Annotated in this window: 14 protein-coding genes and 2 tRNA genes; 13 read left to right on the top strand and 3 right to left on the bottom strand. The window is 45.1% G+C overall.

Going from position 1 to position 16,483, the window contains the following annotated elements; all coding sequences use genetic code 11:
- Positions 1 to 66: 66 nt before the first annotated feature.
- Together dacB and FIV04_RS11955 are read right to left on the bottom strand one after the other, a co-directional pair.
- The gene (gene dacB / locus FIV04_RS11960; RefSeq protein ID WP_152469250.1) at positions 67 to 1,473 is read right to left on the bottom strand and encodes a serine-type D-Ala-D-Ala carboxypeptidase; all 1,407 of its coding nucleotides are present in this window, start codon (positions 1,471 to 1,473) and stop codon (positions 67 to 69) included.
- Between the two features lie 111 nt (positions 1,474 to 1,584).
- The gene (locus FIV04_RS11955) at positions 1,585 to 2,616 is read right to left on the bottom strand and encodes a porin (protein ID WP_152469249.1); all 1,032 of its coding nucleotides are present in this window, start codon (positions 2,614 to 2,616) and stop codon (positions 1,585 to 1,587) included.
- 516 nt (positions 2,617 to 3,132) lie between these two features.
- On the opposite strand from FIV04_RS11955, the gene greA reads away from it, so the two are divergent.
- A complete protein-coding gene (gene greA / locus FIV04_RS11950; protein WP_032551537.1) occupies positions 3,133 to 3,606 on the top strand; it encodes a transcription elongation factor GreA in 474 nt (157 codons plus the stop codon).
- A gap of 115 nt (positions 3,607 to 3,721) precedes the next feature.
- Here greA and yhbY read toward each other — a convergent pair whose 3' ends face one another.
- Entirely contained in the window at positions 3,722 to 4,018 is a 297-nt protein-coding gene (gene yhbY, locus FIV04_RS11945; RefSeq protein ID WP_032551538.1) for a ribosome assembly RNA-binding protein YhbY, read from the bottom strand.
- Between the two features lie 114 nt (positions 4,019 to 4,132).
- Here yhbY and rlmE point away from each other — a divergent pair, with 114 nt between their 5' ends.
- From rlmE to truB, 12 genes are all read left to right on the top strand, one after another.
- Positions 4,133 to 4,762 (top strand): 23S rRNA (uridine(2552)-2'-O)-methyltransferase RlmE, encoded by a 630-nt coding sequence (gene rlmE, locus FIV04_RS11940; protein ID WP_032551539.1) that lies wholly within the window; start codon positions 4,133 to 4,135, stop codon positions 4,760 to 4,762.
- A gap of 106 nt (positions 4,763 to 4,868) precedes the next feature.
- Positions 4,869 to 6,818 carry an ATP-dependent zinc metalloprotease FtsH gene (ftsH, locus tag FIV04_RS11935; RefSeq protein WP_152469248.1) on the top strand — a complete coding sequence of 650 codons (1,950 nt, stop codon included), beginning with the start codon at positions 4,869 to 4,871 and terminating at the stop codon, positions 6,816 to 6,818.
- Positions 6,819 to 6,901: 83 nt separating this feature from the next.
- Positions 6,902 to 7,732 (top strand): dihydropteroate synthase, encoded by an 831-nt coding sequence (folP, locus tag FIV04_RS11930; protein ID WP_152469247.1) that lies wholly within the window; start codon positions 6,902 to 6,904, stop codon positions 7,730 to 7,732.
- Between the two features lie 31 nt (positions 7,733 to 7,763).
- The gene (glmM, locus tag FIV04_RS11925; protein WP_152469246.1) at positions 7,764 to 9,104 is read left to right on the top strand and encodes a phosphoglucosamine mutase; all 1,341 of its coding nucleotides are present in this window, start codon (positions 7,764 to 7,766) and stop codon (positions 9,102 to 9,104) included.
- A gap of 281 nt (positions 9,105 to 9,385) precedes the next feature.
- A complete protein-coding gene (secG, locus tag FIV04_RS11920) occupies positions 9,386 to 9,718 on the top strand; it encodes a preprotein translocase subunit SecG (protein ID WP_032551755.1) in 333 nt (110 codons plus the stop codon).
- Between the two features lie 15 nt (positions 9,719 to 9,733).
- Positions 9,734 to 9,817, top strand: a tRNA-Leu gene (locus FIV04_RS11915).
- A gap of 54 nt (positions 9,818 to 9,871) precedes the next feature.
- Positions 9,872 to 9,948 (top strand) — tRNA-Met (locus FIV04_RS11910).
- A gap of 237 nt (positions 9,949 to 10,185) precedes the next feature.
- Positions 10,186 to 10,641, top strand: a complete 456-nt coding sequence (rimP, locus tag FIV04_RS11905; protein WP_032551544.1) for a ribosome maturation factor RimP — start codon at positions 10,186 to 10,188, stop codon at positions 10,639 to 10,641.
- 35 nt (positions 10,642 to 10,676) lie between these two features.
- Positions 10,677 to 12,164 (top strand): transcription termination factor NusA, encoded by a 1,488-nt coding sequence (nusA, locus tag FIV04_RS11900; protein ID WP_150869221.1) that lies wholly within the window; start codon positions 10,677 to 10,679, stop codon positions 12,162 to 12,164.
- 22 nt (positions 12,165 to 12,186) lie between these two features.
- Positions 12,187 to 14,874 (top strand): translation initiation factor IF-2, encoded by a 2,688-nt coding sequence (infB, locus tag FIV04_RS11895; protein ID WP_150869220.1) that lies wholly within the window; start codon positions 12,187 to 12,189, stop codon positions 14,872 to 14,874.
- A gap of 133 nt (positions 14,875 to 15,007) precedes the next feature.
- Complete coding sequence (gene rbfA / locus FIV04_RS11890) at positions 15,008 to 15,418, top strand: 30S ribosome-binding factor RbfA (RefSeq protein WP_032551547.1); 411 nt, start codon at positions 15,008 to 15,010, stop codon at positions 15,416 to 15,418.
- Positions 15,418 to 16,371 (top strand): tRNA pseudouridine(55) synthase TruB, encoded by a 954-nt coding sequence (gene truB, locus FIV04_RS11885; protein WP_150869219.1) that lies wholly within the window; start codon positions 15,418 to 15,420, stop codon positions 16,369 to 16,371. Before rbfA ends, truB begins: the two co-directional genes overlap by 1 nt.
- The last annotated feature ends 112 nt before the right edge of the window (positions 16,372 to 16,483 follow it).

Raw genomic sequence — 16,483 nt, 5'->3', positions numbered from 1 at the left:
ACGCTTTAATTAGCTCTCAATAAAAAACGGCGCAGTAAGTGTTTACTTACTGCGCCGTTTTTATGTTTATTTATTCTGACTAAATTCAATCACATCACGATAAAACGCCTTCTCGAAGGTCACTATTGGCGCTTCCACGGGCTTATCTTGGTCTTGCTTGTTTGGGAAGTAATCGCGCACAAACTGAACAAACAGCGAGTTTGGTCTACCTGATTTATCAAGGCCATAACCTGCCATATTGTAGCTCCCATACACCGAACCACTCTTGGCTATGAGGTTCTCTTTGATAGGTGCTTTACGCATGCTCTGACGGTAACGCAGTGTGCCATCGACCCCAGAAGTTGGCATCGCCTTGATAAGCTGAAGATCAGCATCGTTCTGCCATATGTAATGCAATACCTTAGCCATACTTTGCGATGTCATTCGATTGTTACGAGAGAGACCTGAGCCGTCTGCAAGGTGTGCTTGGGATAAATCGATATCTGCTTTGGTAAGTATAATCTGTTTTATAGCCTCAGTACCGTTATTAAAGCTGCCTGGCTGTACGTAAAACTTAGAACCAAGAGTTTTAGTCAGGTTATCAGCAATCAGGTTATCTGATTTCTTAAGCATGGTATCGAGCAAAACAGGTAGCTTCTGCGATTGATGGCTCGCGACCACTCTGGCTTGTTTAGATGAAGGCTTCGCTCCAACGATAATGTTACCTTTAACGGTTAGCCCTGATTCTTTGAGCAGCGATTGCGTTACTTCTCGCGTGTAAAGCTCCGGGTTTTGAATCGCAAACTTCAGTGGTAGTGGCTTTTTGCGTTCGACTAAGCACCCCGACAACTGGTAGTGATTGTCTGGTGTGGTTATAAGCTCTAACTCACACTGTGTCGCTTTCTGGCCGGATTTGGTCACGGTATCAGCAATGGTTGAGACAACCACTGGGTAGTGAACAGGGATGTAAACTCGTGTCTTACCGTTGTCTTGAGTGTAGATGGACGCTTGCGCGCAATTGCTATCAAGCGTGATAGCTGTTGATGGAGCACTGTAACAGACCCCAAGAATGTCCCATGGCCAACCGACGGCACGTTGGTAACCAGTGAAAGCGGAGTTATCCAAATAGAGATTGCCCTGAATAGTCTTGCTTTGCTTTTGGGCATACTGATTAAAAATATTTTTTAAGTCGTCACGTTGCAGGGTGGGATCACCACTGAACTGGATGATGGCATCTTTCCCAGACTGAGCGATGCTGGTGGTGTAATGAAAATTATCTCCAAGTTCTAGCTTAGCTGCCAGCGCTGTTACTAGCTTGAGTGTGCTTGCTGGTGGATAGTAGCCTTGGGTATTGGTACTAAGCTGAACTTTATTCTCGCTTAAAGATTGCAAGATTAGACTGCTAGAACTGCCGTCAGGGAGTTTTTCTAGAGGCGCATAAGCTGAGGCAGAACAAGTGAAGCTGATAGCCAGCAAAGAAGAGAGTAGACGCATAAGAGTGCTGAGTCGTGGGCGATAATCTCAGTATACAGATATAAAAAACGCCCGCTAGTCAGCGGGCGTTTTGATTCGAAATTAACTAATTAATCAATTAGATAATCAGAATTAGAAGTCGTAACGTAGACCTAGAGCTAGCTCGTCTTCAGCATCTGCTTTAGAGATAGTTGAAGTACCTTGCTTGTCGCCAGCGCTCAGTAGGTTGAAGTTGTACGATACGTAACCACGGAAGTTAGGCTTGAAGTAGTAAGTTGCGTCTACAGCGATGTTGTCTGCAGAAGTGTCGCCACCAGTTTCAGCGTTGTTGTACGTAGTTGTGAATACAGTTTGGCCCATAGTGTAAGCCGCTGCTAGTTCGTAACCAGTGTAGTCTTCTACACCGTTGAAGCCTGCGTTGCTGTAGTCACCAGTGTTTGCTGTGTAGTCTTTTTCACCGTCAGTGAATACACCAGCGAAGTATAGGTCGCCCATTGTGTAAGAGCCAGAAAGCATGTACTCGTTGCTCTTATCTTGGTCTGCGAAACCTGCACCTACTTTAATGCCAGTTGCGCCGATTGCGTAGATACCAGATAGAGAGTAGCCATCTTTACCGTTATCTACATATTCTTCGTTTGCATTTTCAGAGCGGTCAGCGAAGCGGTAGCTTGCTTTTACGCTTAGGTCTTGGAATTGACCTTTGTAAGACAGCATGTTGTCTACACGGTCAGCAACTGCAATTTTGTCTGCTGCAGAGTTACCGTGGTAAGCCATGATATCTGTGAAGTCTGTGATTACGCCTAGTGCGCCGTCGTTTTTACCGTAAGTTACTTCACCGAATGCGCCGCCTAGACCAGCGTATGTGTAACGGTTGTCGATAGTGTTATCGCCGCTTACGTTTTTGTTGCCGTCGTAGTCAGAAGTAGTGAATTCACCTTCGTAGAAACCAACACCGTATAGGCCGTCTTGGATTTCAACTTTACCTAGGAAGTTTAGACGGATGCGAGATTTGTCTTCAACTTTACCGTCTTTCATAGACATACGTGCTTCAGCACGGCCGCCCATGTCTAGAGAAGTGCCGTCTTGGTTGTAAAGCTCAGCAGCGTTAGCACCAGTTGCAAGAGCTGCAGCCGATACAGCAAGCGCGATCATAGTCTTGTTCATGTTATTAATTCCTAATTACTGTCCATAAAGGTTGTTATCAAGGATTTGAATCCTTTTTTGTATTGCTCGTATTAATCAAGCTTCATAATCAGGCTTAGAACATAAGCTAGAAACTTGCCAGAGCAATCCGTGGGGTACTTTTTACCCTTAAAGTTCCGCCGCAAGTTAGTAAAATGATATCAATAAAAATAATGAACAGTGTTTTATTGCTGTTTTTATGTTTTAAGTTTATGTTTTAATTTGGTTTTTATTTTTAATCGTAAACTTGGGCTTTTGCTTGTTTTTGTTTTTTTTAGGTTTTTATTTCGATACTTATTGATTGTGAAGTTAATATTCATTTTTGTGATATATGTAATTTAGACCTAGATAGCGGTTTTGTAATACAACGCTGAATAAAGGTGATTTAGCCACTAAGTTTGTTTACACTAAGCTAAATCGTTTTGTTCTAACTACCTAACCAACGAGGTTGGGTGGCTTTATTTTGGCTGAAGAAAACTTTCAGCATAGAGGTAGAAAATGGAAAAGGTTCCAATGACAGTACGTGGCGCACAGCAGCTACGTGAAGAACTAGAGCGCTTACTAAAACAGCGTCCAATCATTTCAGCAGCGATCGGTGAAGCTCGTGAACTGGGTGACTTAAAAGAAAACGCCGAATACCACGCTGCTCGTGAAGAGCAAGGTATCTGTGAAGCGCAGATCCGTGATATCGAATACAAGCTATCTGTAGCTCAAATCATCGATGTTACACAGATGGAAAATACAGGTAAGATCATCTTCGGTACTACTGTAACGCTGATCGACGTGGATACAGATGAAGAAGTTCGCTACCAAATCGTTTCTGAAGATGAAGCGGACATCAAAACTGGCCGTATCTCTGTGAAGTCACCAATCGCTCGTGGCCTTATCGGTAAGATGGAAGGCGACGAAGTAATGATTTCAACGCCGGGTGGTGAGAAAGATTTTGAAATTGATAAAGTAGAATACATCTAATTTATCAGTCTCTAGATAGCAAAAAAGGTCGCAATTGCGACCTTTTTCTTTTCTCACGTAGTGATTAAACAAAGAGATTATCTCTGATATTTGAGATTGTTCCTGATATTTAAGCTTACTTACGTGGAATCTCGATTTTACGCTCTTCAGACTGGCGGAACAGCACAAGTACTTTACCGATAGTTTGTACTTTTTCTGCTTTAGTCTCACGTACAATGGCATCGATAATCAGTTGTTTAGTCTCACGATCTTCTGATGCAACTTTAATCTTGATCAGTTCGTGGTGGTCTAGAGCGATTTCGATTTCCGCTAGAACAGCTTCAGTAAGTCCATTTGCGCCCATTAGCACAACAGGTTTTAAACTGTGAGCTAGGCCCTTTAGATGCTGCTTTTGTTTGGTACTTAGGTTCATTACGCGGCCAATTTTCTTTACTATTAGGGTTGAAAAAACCTATTTTAACGCCATCTAAAGCTGAAGACTATAATTTATTCAGCAATTAGTACTTTCCTCCAATTTAGGTACCCAATGAGCAAACAGAAACATTCGGCCAGTTCAGGCCGTTGGTTGAAGGAACACTTCGACGACAAGTACGCGAATGAAGCCCGTAAGAAAGGCTACCGTTCACGTGCTTACTTCAAAATGGAAGAGATTCAAACTAAAGACAAATTGCTGTCTCCGGGCATGACAGTTGTCGATTTAGGGGCTGCGCCTGGCGGGTGGTCTCAATATGCTGCTAAGATTGTAGGTGACAGTGGTCAAATCATTGCATGTGACTTATTACCTATGGACCCAATCGCAGGTGTGAGCTTCTTGCAAGGGGACTTCAGAGAGGATGCGGTACTAGAAGCACTATTAGATAGGATCCAACCGGACATGGTGGACGTAGTAATGTCTGATATGGCTCCGAATATTGCAGGCAACAACTCTGTAGATCAACCAAGAGCTATGTATTTAGTTGAATTAGCATTGGATATGTGTCGACAAGTTCTAGCTACCAATGGTAGTTTTGTTGTTAAAGTATTCCAAGGCGAAGGGTTCGACCAATACGTTAAGGACGTTCGTGAGATGTTCAAAACGGTTAAAGTGAGAAAACCCGATTCTTCGCGAGCTCGTTCCCGTGAAGTGTTTATTGTAGCCACTGGTTACAAAGGTTAACGATTCTCTTAAATAGTGTGCGTTAACAATATAGCTACAGGTTACAAACTGTAGTACCCTACCTTTAATTACAATTAGTTATCGCGAGGCTGACACCTTGAGTGACATGGCAAAAAATTTAATTCTGTGGCTTGTTATTGCTGTAGTGTTGATGTCGGTATTCCAGAGCTTTGGCCCTGGTGAAAGTAACGGCAGAGCAGTAGATTACACCACGTTTGTACAGGAAGTTGGCCAAGGCCAGATTCAAGAGGCGCAGTTCAATAACAGCGAAATCACTTTCACACGTCGTGGCGGTGGTGCTAAGTACGTTACGTACATGCCTGTTTATGACCAGAAGCTCCTTGATGACTTAATTAATCAAAATGTAAAAGTTCAAGGTACACCACCTGAAGAGCAGAGCCTACTTGGCACTATCTTCATCTCTTGGTTCCCAATGATCTTACTGATTGGTGTGTGGATTTTCTTCATGCGTCAAATGCAAGGCGGTGGCGGCGGTAAAGGCGCTATGTCTTTCGGTAAGAGCAAAGCTCGTATGATGAGCGAAGAGCAGATCAAAACGTTGTTTGCCGATGTTGCAGGTTGTGACGAAGCAAAAGAAGACGTGAAAGAGCTAGTTGATTACCTGCGTGATCCAAGCCGATTCCAGAAGCTGGGCGGTAAGATCCCTACAGGTATCCTACTTGTTGGTCCTCCGGGTACAGGTAAAACGCTACTTGCAAAAGCGATTGCAGGTGAGGCGAAAGTACCATTCTTCACTATCTCTGGTTCTGACTTCGTAGAAATGTTTGTTGGTGTTGGTGCATCTCGTGTGCGTGACATGTTCGAACAAGCGAAGAAAGCGGCACCTTGTATCATCTTCATCGATGAGATCGATGCGGTAGGTCGTCAGCGTGGCGCAGGTGTTGGTGGTGGTCACGATGAACGTGAACAAACATTGAACCAAATGCTTGTAGAGATGGATGGTTTCGAAGGTAACGAAGGTATTATTGTTATCGCTGCGACTAACCGTCCGGATGTACTTGACCCAGCACTACTTCGTCCTGGTCGTTTCGACCGTCAAGTTGTGGTTGGTCTACCAGACGTACGTGGTCGTGAACAGATCCTTAAAGTTCACATGCGCAAAGTTCCTCTAGCTGGTGATGTGGAGCCGTCATTGATTGCTCGTGGTACTCCAGGTTTCTCTGGTGCTGACCTAGCTAACCTAGTTAACGAAGCGGCACTATTCGCTGCTCGCGGTAACAAACGCAACGTATCTATGGTTGAGTTTGAACTAGCAAAAGACAAAATCATGATGGGTGCAGAACGTCGCTCTATGGTTATGTCGGAAGAAACAAAAGAGTCAACGGCATACCACGAAGCGGGTCACGCGATTGTTGGCCGCCTAGTACCTGAACATGATCCAGTGTACAAAGTGTCTATCATTCCACGTGGTCGTGCACTTGGTGTAACGATGTACCTACCAGAGCAAGATCGTGTAAGTATGTCTCGTCAACACCTAGAGTCTATGATTTCTAGCTTGTACGGTGGCCGTCTTGCTGAAGAACTTATCTACGGTAAAGATAAAGTATCGACTGGTGCTTCTAACGATATCGAACGTGCAACTGATATTGCGCGTAAGATGGTGACTCAGTGGGGCTTCTCTGAGAAGCTAGGTCCTCTTCTTTATGCTGAAGAAGAAGGTGAAGTATTCTTAGGCCGCAGTGTAAGTCAGACTAAACATGTTTCTGACGACACCACTAAGCTTATCGATGAAGAGATTCGTATTCTGATTGACCGTAACTACGCTCGTGCGCAGAAGATCCTTGAAGAGAACATGGATATCATGCACGCAATGAAAGATGCGCTTATGAAATACGAAACGATCGATGCAGGTCAAATTGATGACCTAATGGACCGTAAAGATACAATTCGTGAGCCTGCTGGTTGGGGCGAACAAGTAAAAGCTGAGCCTGCAAAGGAAGAGCCAAAAGCGGAAGCAAAACCAGAAGCTAAAGAAGAAGTGAAAGCTGAAGAAGCGAAAACGGACTCTGAAGATAGCGCGAATAAAGATTCTTAATCTGGAAATCGTAAATAAAAACCCTGAGTACTCGCTCAGGGTTTTTCTGTTTTTAGGCTAATGACCTGCGAAGAATGGAATTCATGAACTTAACAGCAAACAACAAGACGCTTATTCTCGACCGCTCACATGTGATGGGTATTCTAAATGTAACACCTGACTCTTTTTCGGATGGTGGTAAATACAACTCGCTTGATAACGCATTGGCTCAAGCCCAAAAGATGATAGATGCTGGTGTATCAATTATTGATATCGGTGGTGAGTCGACTCGTCCAGGGGCGCCAGATGTAACGCTTGAAGAGGAACTTGAGCGAGTGATCCCGGCCATTAAAGCCATTCGCGCACGTCACGATGTTTGGATCTCTATTGATACGAGTAAAGCCGAGGTGATGCGACAAGCCGTCGCTGCTGGCGCTGATTTGATAAATGATGTTCGTGCACTGCAAGAACCGGGTGCCCTTGACGTTGCTGCCGAAGCGGGTGTGCCGATCTGTTTAATGCATATGCAGGGGCAGCCACGCACCATGCAAAGCAATCCAACTTATGATGACTTATTGCAAGATGTTTCTGATTTTCTTCAGGAGCGTATCGCAGCGTGTGAAGCCGCAGGAATATCAAAAGACAAACTGATTCTAGACCCTGGTTTTGGTTTTGGTAAGACGCTTGAGCATAACTATCAGCTGCTGGCACATCTTGATAAGTTCCATACACTCGGTTTGCCGTTACTCGCAGGGATGTCTCGCAAGTCAATGATCTTTAAATTGTTGGACAAGAAACCAGCCGATTGTATGGTTGGTAGCGTAACTTGTGCTACGATTGCCGCCATGAAAGGGGCTCAGATCATTCGAGTTCACGATGTAGAAGATACATTGGAAGCAATGCAAATTATTAAAATGATGAATAACAATCATTAAAAAAGATAGAAATATAATTAAGGAAAACAACATGTCTAATAAAAGACGTTACTTTGGTACAGATGGTGTACGCGGTAAGGTTGGTCAATACCCAATCACACCTGATTTTGTTCTAAAGCTTGGCTGGGCTGCGGGCCGTGTACTTGCAAAACAAGGCACAAAGAAAGTAATCATCGGTAAAGATACGCGTATCTCAGGTTACATGCTGGAATCAGCACTAGAAGCAGGCTTGGCTGCGGCGGGTTTGAAAGCGACTTTTACTGGTCCTATGCCAACTCCGGCAGTTGCATACTTAACGCAAACTTTCCGTGCTGAAGCAGGTATTGTAATCTCTGCCTCTCACAACCCTTACTATGACAACGGCATCAAGTTCTTCTCTTCTGAAGGTACAAAACTGCCTGACGATATTGAACTGGCGATTGAAGCTGAGTTGGACAAAGAAATCGAGTGTGTTGAATCAGCAGAGCTTGGTAAAGCAACTCGCCTGAACGATGCTGCGGGTCGTTACATTGAGTTTTGTAAGAGCACTTTCCCGTCAGAGCTGAGCCTTGCAGGTAAGAAAATCGTTGTTGATTGTGCACACGGTGCGACTTACCACATTGCTCCAGCAGTATTCAGCGAGTTAGGTGCTGAAGTGATCGCTATGGGTGTGGAGCCAAACGGCACCAACATCAACCACGAAGTTGGTGCAACCGATGTACGCGCTCTGCAAGTGCGTGTTGTTGAAGAGAAGGCAGACCTTGGCCTAGCGTTTGATGGTGACGGTGACCGTATCATCATGGTTGACGAACTGGGTAATAAAGTTGATGGCGACCAAATCGCTTACATCATTGCTCGTGACGCATTGCGTCGTGGCGAGTTAAAAGGCGGTGTTGTTGGTACGCTAATGACAAACCTTGGCATGGAAAATGGCCTGAAACAGCTAGGTATTCCATTTGTTCGTGCGGCTGTGGGTGACCGTTACGTAATGGAGCAGCTTCTTGCTAAAGGTTGGAAGATCGGTGCTGAAAACTCTGGTCACGTGATCCTGCTAGATAAAGTAACAACGGGTGATGCTATTGTTGCGGCATTGCAAGTACTGGCATCGGTTGTTGGTAGCGAAATGTCATTAAATGAGTTGTCTCAAGGTATGACGCTTTACCCACAAGTACTTGAGAACGTACGCTTTAGTGGTGATTCAAACCCACTAGAAGCAGATGCAGTAAAACAGTCTGTTGCTGAAGTAGAAGCTGAGCTTGGTGAGAAAGGTCGAGTATTACTACGTAAATCAGGTACTGAGCCTCTATTACGTGTGATGGTGGAAGGCGAAGACGCTGAACTAGTACAAAACTCGGCACTTAAAATTGCCGAAGCAGTGAAAGCAAGCTGCTAAGTTACCTTTATCTAATTAACGAAAGTAGCTAAATAACGAAAACTGTAAAAAGGGCGACGCTTTACCTCTCTTTAGAGAAGGTTTTATTGCGTTTTGCCCTTTTTTTGAGCGTTCGTTAGTCAAAGGCTTATTTTTTGGTAAATTCCGCTTGTCAGCGTACGTCGCATTCGCTAGTATTGCTCGGCCTTCAGTAAGGAGGTCGCTAGCCTTGTTTTGTATAACATGAATTTATGTCAATACTTAACGGCGCTGGCTCAACAATTTGGAACATAGGTGGAAAAATGTTTACAGTTCTACTTGTGATTTACCTGTTGGCAGCGCTTGGTGTAATTGGCCTAGTGTTAATTCAACAAGGTAAAGGCGCAGATATGGGAGCCTCTTTCGGTGCTGGCGCTTCAAACACTGTGTTTGGTGCTAGTGGCTCAGGAAATTTCCTAACCCGAATGACAGCAATTTTTGCAACTACATTTTTTATCCTTAGCTTAGTGCTTGGTAATATGTCTACACATAAAACTGAGTCACAATGGGTAGACCCTACACAAGGTCAAGTTATCCAACAAGCTGAAGATGCAGTGAGTGAAGTTCCGGCGCAAGGCGACGAAATTCCACAATAATCTGAAAGATTTGATGCCGAGATGGTGAAATTGGTAGACACGCCAGCATGAGGTGCTGGTGCCTTTGGTGTGAGGGTTCGAGTCCCTCTCTCGGCACCATTGTTTACAAACTTGTAAAACATCTTGTTGGGCGTATAATGCTCGCAAGTCGGACGCGGGATGGAGCAGCTTGGTAGCTCGTCGGGCTCATAACCCGAAGGTCGTCGGTTCAAATCCGGCTCCCGCAACCAATTTTAAGTGCTATATTTAGTCTTGATTGGTAGCAAGTTTGCACAGTGTGAACCTCACTGTGAACTAAGTGCAGTAACTCATTTTATGAAGGCGCTTAGTATATAAGGGTCCAGCAACAAAAACCCCGGCTTATACGGGGTTTTTTGTTATCTAAGCATTTGTAAATGCTATTAGATAATGTTTGCTTGGAATTTAAATTGGGCTTTGAGCCCTTTTTTTGTTTCTGGAGTGGTTAAATGACTGGTTTAGAAAGACAACTTACTGAAATGCTTGAAGCTCCAGTAGCAGCATCAGGTTATGAGTTAGTTGGATTAGAATTTATTCGTGCGGGTGAGCACTCAACGCTACGTATTTACATCGATTCACCAAACGGTATCAATGTGGATGACTGTGCAGAAGTAAGTCACCAAGTAAGTGCCGTAATGGACGTTGAAGATCCAATTTCAGTGGCTTATAACCTTGAAGTGTCTTCACCAGGTTTAGAAAGACCACTGTTCAAAGCAGAGCATTACCAACAATTTATTGGTCACGAGGTAAGCATCGTTTTGAAAATGGCTGTTGGCAACCGTCGTAAATGGAAAGGTGATATCCAATCTATTGAAGGCGAAACCGTAACAGTATTGGTTGAAGGGCAACAAGAAGAATTCGCCCTCAGCAATATTTCAAAAGCGAACCTGATCCCTAAATTTTAGTTCTCCCTGAGAGAAGAGCTTAAGAGGCTAGATTAATGAACAAAGAAATTTTGGCGGTAGTAGAAGCTGTTTCTAACGAGAAAGCAGTTCCTCGTGAGCGTATTTTTGAAGCGCTTGAAATCGCGCTTGCTACAGCAACGAAAAAGAAAAGCGAATTCGAAATCGAAGTTCGCGTAGAGATCGACCGTAAGACTGGTGATTTCGAAACTTTCCGTCGTTGGGAAGCTGTAGAAGAAGTTGAGAATCCAACAAAAGAGATCTCTCTAGAAGCAGCACAGTTCGAAGACGAAACAATCGAACTTGGTGGTTTCATCGAAGACGAGATTGAGTCTGTAACATTTGACCGTATTACGACTCAAACTGCTAAGCAAGTTATCGTACAGAAAGTTCGTGAAGCTGAGCGTGCACAAATCGTTGAGCAGTTCATCGACAACGAAGGCGAGCTAGTAACAGGCGTAGTTAAGAAAGTTAACCGCGATACTATTATCCTAGACCTAGGTAACAACGCTGAAGCAGTTATCCTACGTGATGACCAACTTCCTCGTGAAAACTTCCGTCCAGGCGACCGTGTTCGTGGTCTTCTTTACAAAGTTGCACCTGAAGCACGTGGTTTCCAACTGTTCATCACTCGTTCTAAGCCAGAAATGCTTGCTGAGCTATTCCGCGTAGAAGTACCAGAGATCGGTGAAGAGCTGATTGAACTAAAAGGTGCTGCACGTGATGCAGGTTCTCGTGCTAAAATCGCTGTGAAAACAAACGACAAGCGCATTGATCCAGTAGGTGCGTGTGTTGGTATGCGTGGTGCACGTGTACAAGCGGTATCAAGCGAACTTGGCGGTGAGCGTATCGATATCGTGCTTTGGGACGATAACCCAGCACAATTTGTTATCAACGCAATGGCTCCAGCAGATGTTGCTTCTATCATCGTTGATGAAGATGCACACTCAATGGACATCGCTGTTGAAGCAGACAACCTAGCGCAAGCTATCGGCCGTAGCGGTCAAAACGTTCGTCTAGCATCTCAACTGACTGGTTGGGAACTGAACGTAATGACAGTTGAAGATCTTCAGAAGAAACACCAAGAAGAAGCTGTTGCTTCTATTGAAAACTTCATGAAGCACCTAGACATCGAAGAAGACTTCGCTCAAATGCTTGTTGAAGAAGGTTTCTCTACGCTAGAAGAAGTCGCTTACGTACCAGTAAACGAGCTTCTAGAAATTGATGGTCTAGACGAAGACATCGTAGAAGAGCTACGTAGCCGTGCTAAAGATGCTCTAACAACGCTAGCACTAGCGAAAGAAGAGACATTTGACGGTGTTGAGCCAGCAGAAGACCTTCTAGCACTTGAAGGCCTAGAACGCGAAATGGCGTACAAACTGGCAGCGAAAGGTGTAGCAACACTAGAAGACCTAGCTGACCAAGGCGTTGATGAACTAGAAGGCATTGAAGACCTAACTGCAGAGCGTGCGGGCGAGCTAATCATGGCTGCACGTAACATCTGTTGGTTCGGCGACGAAGAATAATTCAGCAAGGAGAGAAAGCGGTATGACACAATTAACAGTTAAAGCACTGAGTGAAGAGATTGGTACGCCAGTTGACCGCTTAATTGAACAACTTGCTGATGCAGGCATGAAGAAAACAGGGTCGGATCAAGTTACTGATTCAGAGAAGCAAGCATTACTAACGCATCTTAAGAAAGAGCATGGTGATACATCTGGTGAAGCAGAACCGACTCGTTTAACTCTTCAACGCAAGACCCGCAGCACGCTAAGTGTTGCCGCTGGAGGCGGTAAGAGTAAGGATGTTCAAGTAGAAGTACGCAAGAAGCGTACTTACGTGAAGCGCAGCGCTATTGAAGATGAGGCGAAACGTGAAGCTGAGGAAGCAGCGAAGCGTGAAGCTGAAGAGAAAGCACGTCGTGAAGCTGAAGAGCAAGCGAAACGTGAAGCTGCAGAGAAAGCACAGCGCGAAGCTGAAGAGAAGGCAAAACGTGAAGCGGACGCAAAACGTGAAGCTGAAGAAAAAGCAAAACGCGCACAAGCTGATAAGGCTAAAAAAGACATGAATGCAAAAAATGCAGACGCTAACGCACAAGCGAAAAAAGAAGCGGATGAACTAAAAGCTCGTCAAGAGCAGGAAGCACAGCGTAAAGCTGAAGCTGAAGCGGCGAAGTTAGTTGAAGAAGCACGTAAACTAGCAGAAGAGAACGAAGCACGCTGGTCTGAAGAAGAGCAGAAGAAGCAAGAGCAAGAGAAGTCTGCGGACTACCATGTGACAACTTCTACGTACGCTCGTGAAGCGGAAGATGCAGCTGACCAGAAAGAAGAGAAGGCGCCTCGTCGTCGTAAGAAGAAGCCAGCTGACAAGCAAGCTACTAACAACCGTGGTGGTCGTAACCAACGTGGTCGTGGCGGTAAAGGTAAACTGGCTAAACCAACTTCAATGCAACAGGGCTTCGATAAGACAGCATCTGTAGCGAAAGCTGACGTTGTTATCGGTGAAACTATCGTTGTTTCTGAACTAGCTAGCAAAATGGCTGTTAAAGCAACTGAAGTTATCAAAGTAATGATGAAGATGGGCGCTATGGCGACTATCAACCAAGTGATCGACCAAGAGACAGCACAGCTTGTTGCTGAAGAGATGGGTCACAAGGTAATCCTACGTAAAGAGAACGAGCTAGAAGAAGCGGTACTAAACGACCGTGACAACAACGCTGAAGCTGTTCCACGTGCTCCTGTTGTAACTATCATGGGTCACGTTGACCACGGTAAAACGTCTACACTTGACTACATTCGTAAAGCTCACGTTGCTTCAGGCGAAGCGGGCGGTATCACGCAGCACATCGGTGCATACCACGTTGAAACTGAAAACGGCATGATCACTTTCCTTGATACTCCTGGACACGCGGCATTTACAGCAATGCGTGCTCGTGGTGCTCAAGCGACAGATATCGTTGTTCTAGTAGTAGCAGCAGACGATGGCGTAATGCCACAAACGATCGAAGCGATCCAGCACGCGAAAGCAGCTGAAGTACCGCTAATCGTTGCTGTAAACAAGATCGATAAAGAAGACGCTAACCCAGACAACGTTAAGAACGAGCTGGCACAGTACGACGTTATCCCTGAAGAGTGGGGCGGTGAGAACATGTTCGTTCACATCTCTGCGAAACAAGGTACTAACATCGAAGGTCTTCTAGAGACTATCCTTCTACAATCTGAAGTTCTAGAACTAACAGCAGTAGAAGAAGGCATGGCATCTGGTGTGGTTGTAGAATCTCGCCTAGATAAAGGCCGTGGTCCAGTTGCTACTGTACTTGTACAGTCGGGTACTCTAAACAAGGGCGACATCGTTCTTTGTGGTCAAGAGTACGGCCGTGTTCGTGCAATGCGCGATGAGAACGGTCAAGAAGTTACATCTGCAGGTCCATCTATCCCAGTAGAGATCCTAGGTCTTTCTGGCGTACCAGCATCTGGTGATGAAGCAACAGTTGTACGTGATGAGCGTAAAGCACGTGAAGTAGCGAACTACCGTCAAGGTAAATTCCGTGATGTGAAACTAGCACGTCAACAGAAAGCGAAACTTGAGAACATGTTCTCTAACATGGCTGCTGGTGAAGTTGCTGAGCTTAACGTTGTTCTTAAGGCGGACGTACAAGGTTCTGTAGAAGCAATCGCAGACTCTCTACTGAAACTGTCTACTGACGAAGTTAAAGTGAACATCGTAGGTTCTGGTGTTGGTGGTATTACAGAAACTGATGCAGTACTTGCAGCAGCATCTAACGCTATCATCCTAGGCTTCAACGTTCGTGCAGACGCGACAGCTCGTCGTACTGTTGAGAACGAAAACCTAGACCTACGTTACTACTCAATCATCTACCAACTGATCGATGAAGTGAAACAGGCGATGGGCGGTATGCTTGCTCCTGAGTTCAAACAAGAGATCATCGGTCTTGCTCAAGTACGTGACGTGTTTAAGTCGCCTAAGCTTGGTGCAATCGCAGGTTGTATGGTTACTGAAGGTACGATCAAGCGTAACAACCCAATCCGCGTACTACGCGACAACGTTGTTATCTACGAAGGTGAACTAGAGTCACTACGTCGCTTTAAAGATGACGTACAAGAAGTTAAGAATGGCTACGAGTGTGGTATTGGCGTTAAGAACTACAATGACGTTCGCGTTGGTGACCAAATCGAAGTATTCGAAATTGTTGAAGTTAAGCGTACTCTAGACTAATTAGTCCGCTGACTCGACATATTGACTAAGGTTACTAACATTACTGGTATAGGTAAGTGGTAATCGGTTGTTGAATACACCATGGGGGGCTGGTTATTACCAAGCCCCCCATCTTTCTAAGTGAGAAAAGAAAATGTCAAAAGAATTTAGCCGCACGCAGCGCGTGTCTCAGCAACTACAAAAAGAGCTAGCAATCATGCTACAACGTGAAGTTCGTGACTCACGTATCGGTATGGTAACTATCTCTGATGTAGAGGTTTCTCGTGACCTTGCTTACGCAAAAGTATTCGTTACTTTCCTATGTGTGGGCGAGCAAACACCAGAGTCGAGCCTAGCTGCACTGAAAGAGCACGAGCCTCAACTACGTATGATGCTAGGTAAGCGTATCCGTCTACGCCTAACGCCAGAAATTCGTTTCACTTACGACAACACTTTGGTTGAAGGTATGCGTATGTCTAACTTAGTGTCTGAAGTGGTAAGCGAAGACAAGCGTAAGCAGCAAGCTGCTGGCCGTGATGAGTCTACTTCGGAAGGTGAAGAGTAATGGCTCGCCGTCGTAAAGGTCGCCCGATTAACGGGGTTATTTTATTAGATAAGCCGACTGGCATCTCATCGAATGACGCACTGCAGAAAGTAAAGCGTATTTACTTTGCGGAGAAAGCAGGGCACACCGGTGCTTTGGATCCTCTTGCGACAGGCATGCTGCCAATCTGTTTAGGTGAGGCAACCAAGTTTTCTCAGTTTCTATTAGATTCTGATAAGCGCTACGTTGTGATCGCTAAGCTAGGTGAGCGTACCAACACTTCCGACTCTGATGGTGAAGTTGTTGAAACTCGTGAAGTGAATGTCACTCGCGAACAGCTTGAGCGTTGCATTGAGAGCTTCAAGGGTGAAACTGACCAAGTTCCATCCATGTTCTCTGCGTTAAAGTATCAAGGTAAGCCTTTGTATGAATACGCGCGTGCAGGCATCGAAGTACCGCGTGAATCTCGTAAGATCACGGTTTACTCTATCGATCTACTTCGCTTTGAAGGTGATGAAGTAGAGATGGAAGTGCACTGCTCAAAAGGCACTTACATCCGTACCATCACTGACGATCTGGGCGAAATGCTAGGCTGTGGTGCGCACGTAACCATGTTACGTCGTACCGGTGTTGCAAAGTACCCATACGAGCGCATGGTTACGCTAGAGCAACTGAACGAGATCCTAGAGCAAGCTCAACAGCAAGACATTGCACCAAAAGAGCTGCTTGATCCACTGTTGATGCCAATGGACACCGCAGTAGAAGATCTACCAGAAGTGAACCTGAATGCGGAGCTGACTGATTTAGTTCAACACGGTATGCCAGTTCAAGTTGCCGGTGCGCCAGCAGAAGGCACAGTGCGTATGACAAGTGGCGAAGAGAAGCTGTTTGTCGGTGTAGCTCAGATCGATAATGATGGTCGCGTAGCACCAAAACGCTTGGTGGTTTTCCGTGAAGAAGAGCCGCAAGCGTAATCAAGATTAAACGCAATCTTTGCTTATAAGTCGTGAAAAGCGGAAGTCCAATTTAGGTCTTCTGCTTTTTTGTTTTCGTTCAGTGAGATCGCGATAGATTGTTATTGCACCA

Origin of the sequence: Vibrio sp. THAF190c (assembly GCF_009363355.1) — a bacterium.
GTDB lineage: Bacteria > Pseudomonadota > Gammaproteobacteria > Enterobacterales > Vibrionaceae > Vibrio > Vibrio fortis_A.
The sequence above is the reverse complement of the archived record's forward strand: the minus strand, read 5'-3'. Positions and strand labels throughout refer to the sequence as shown.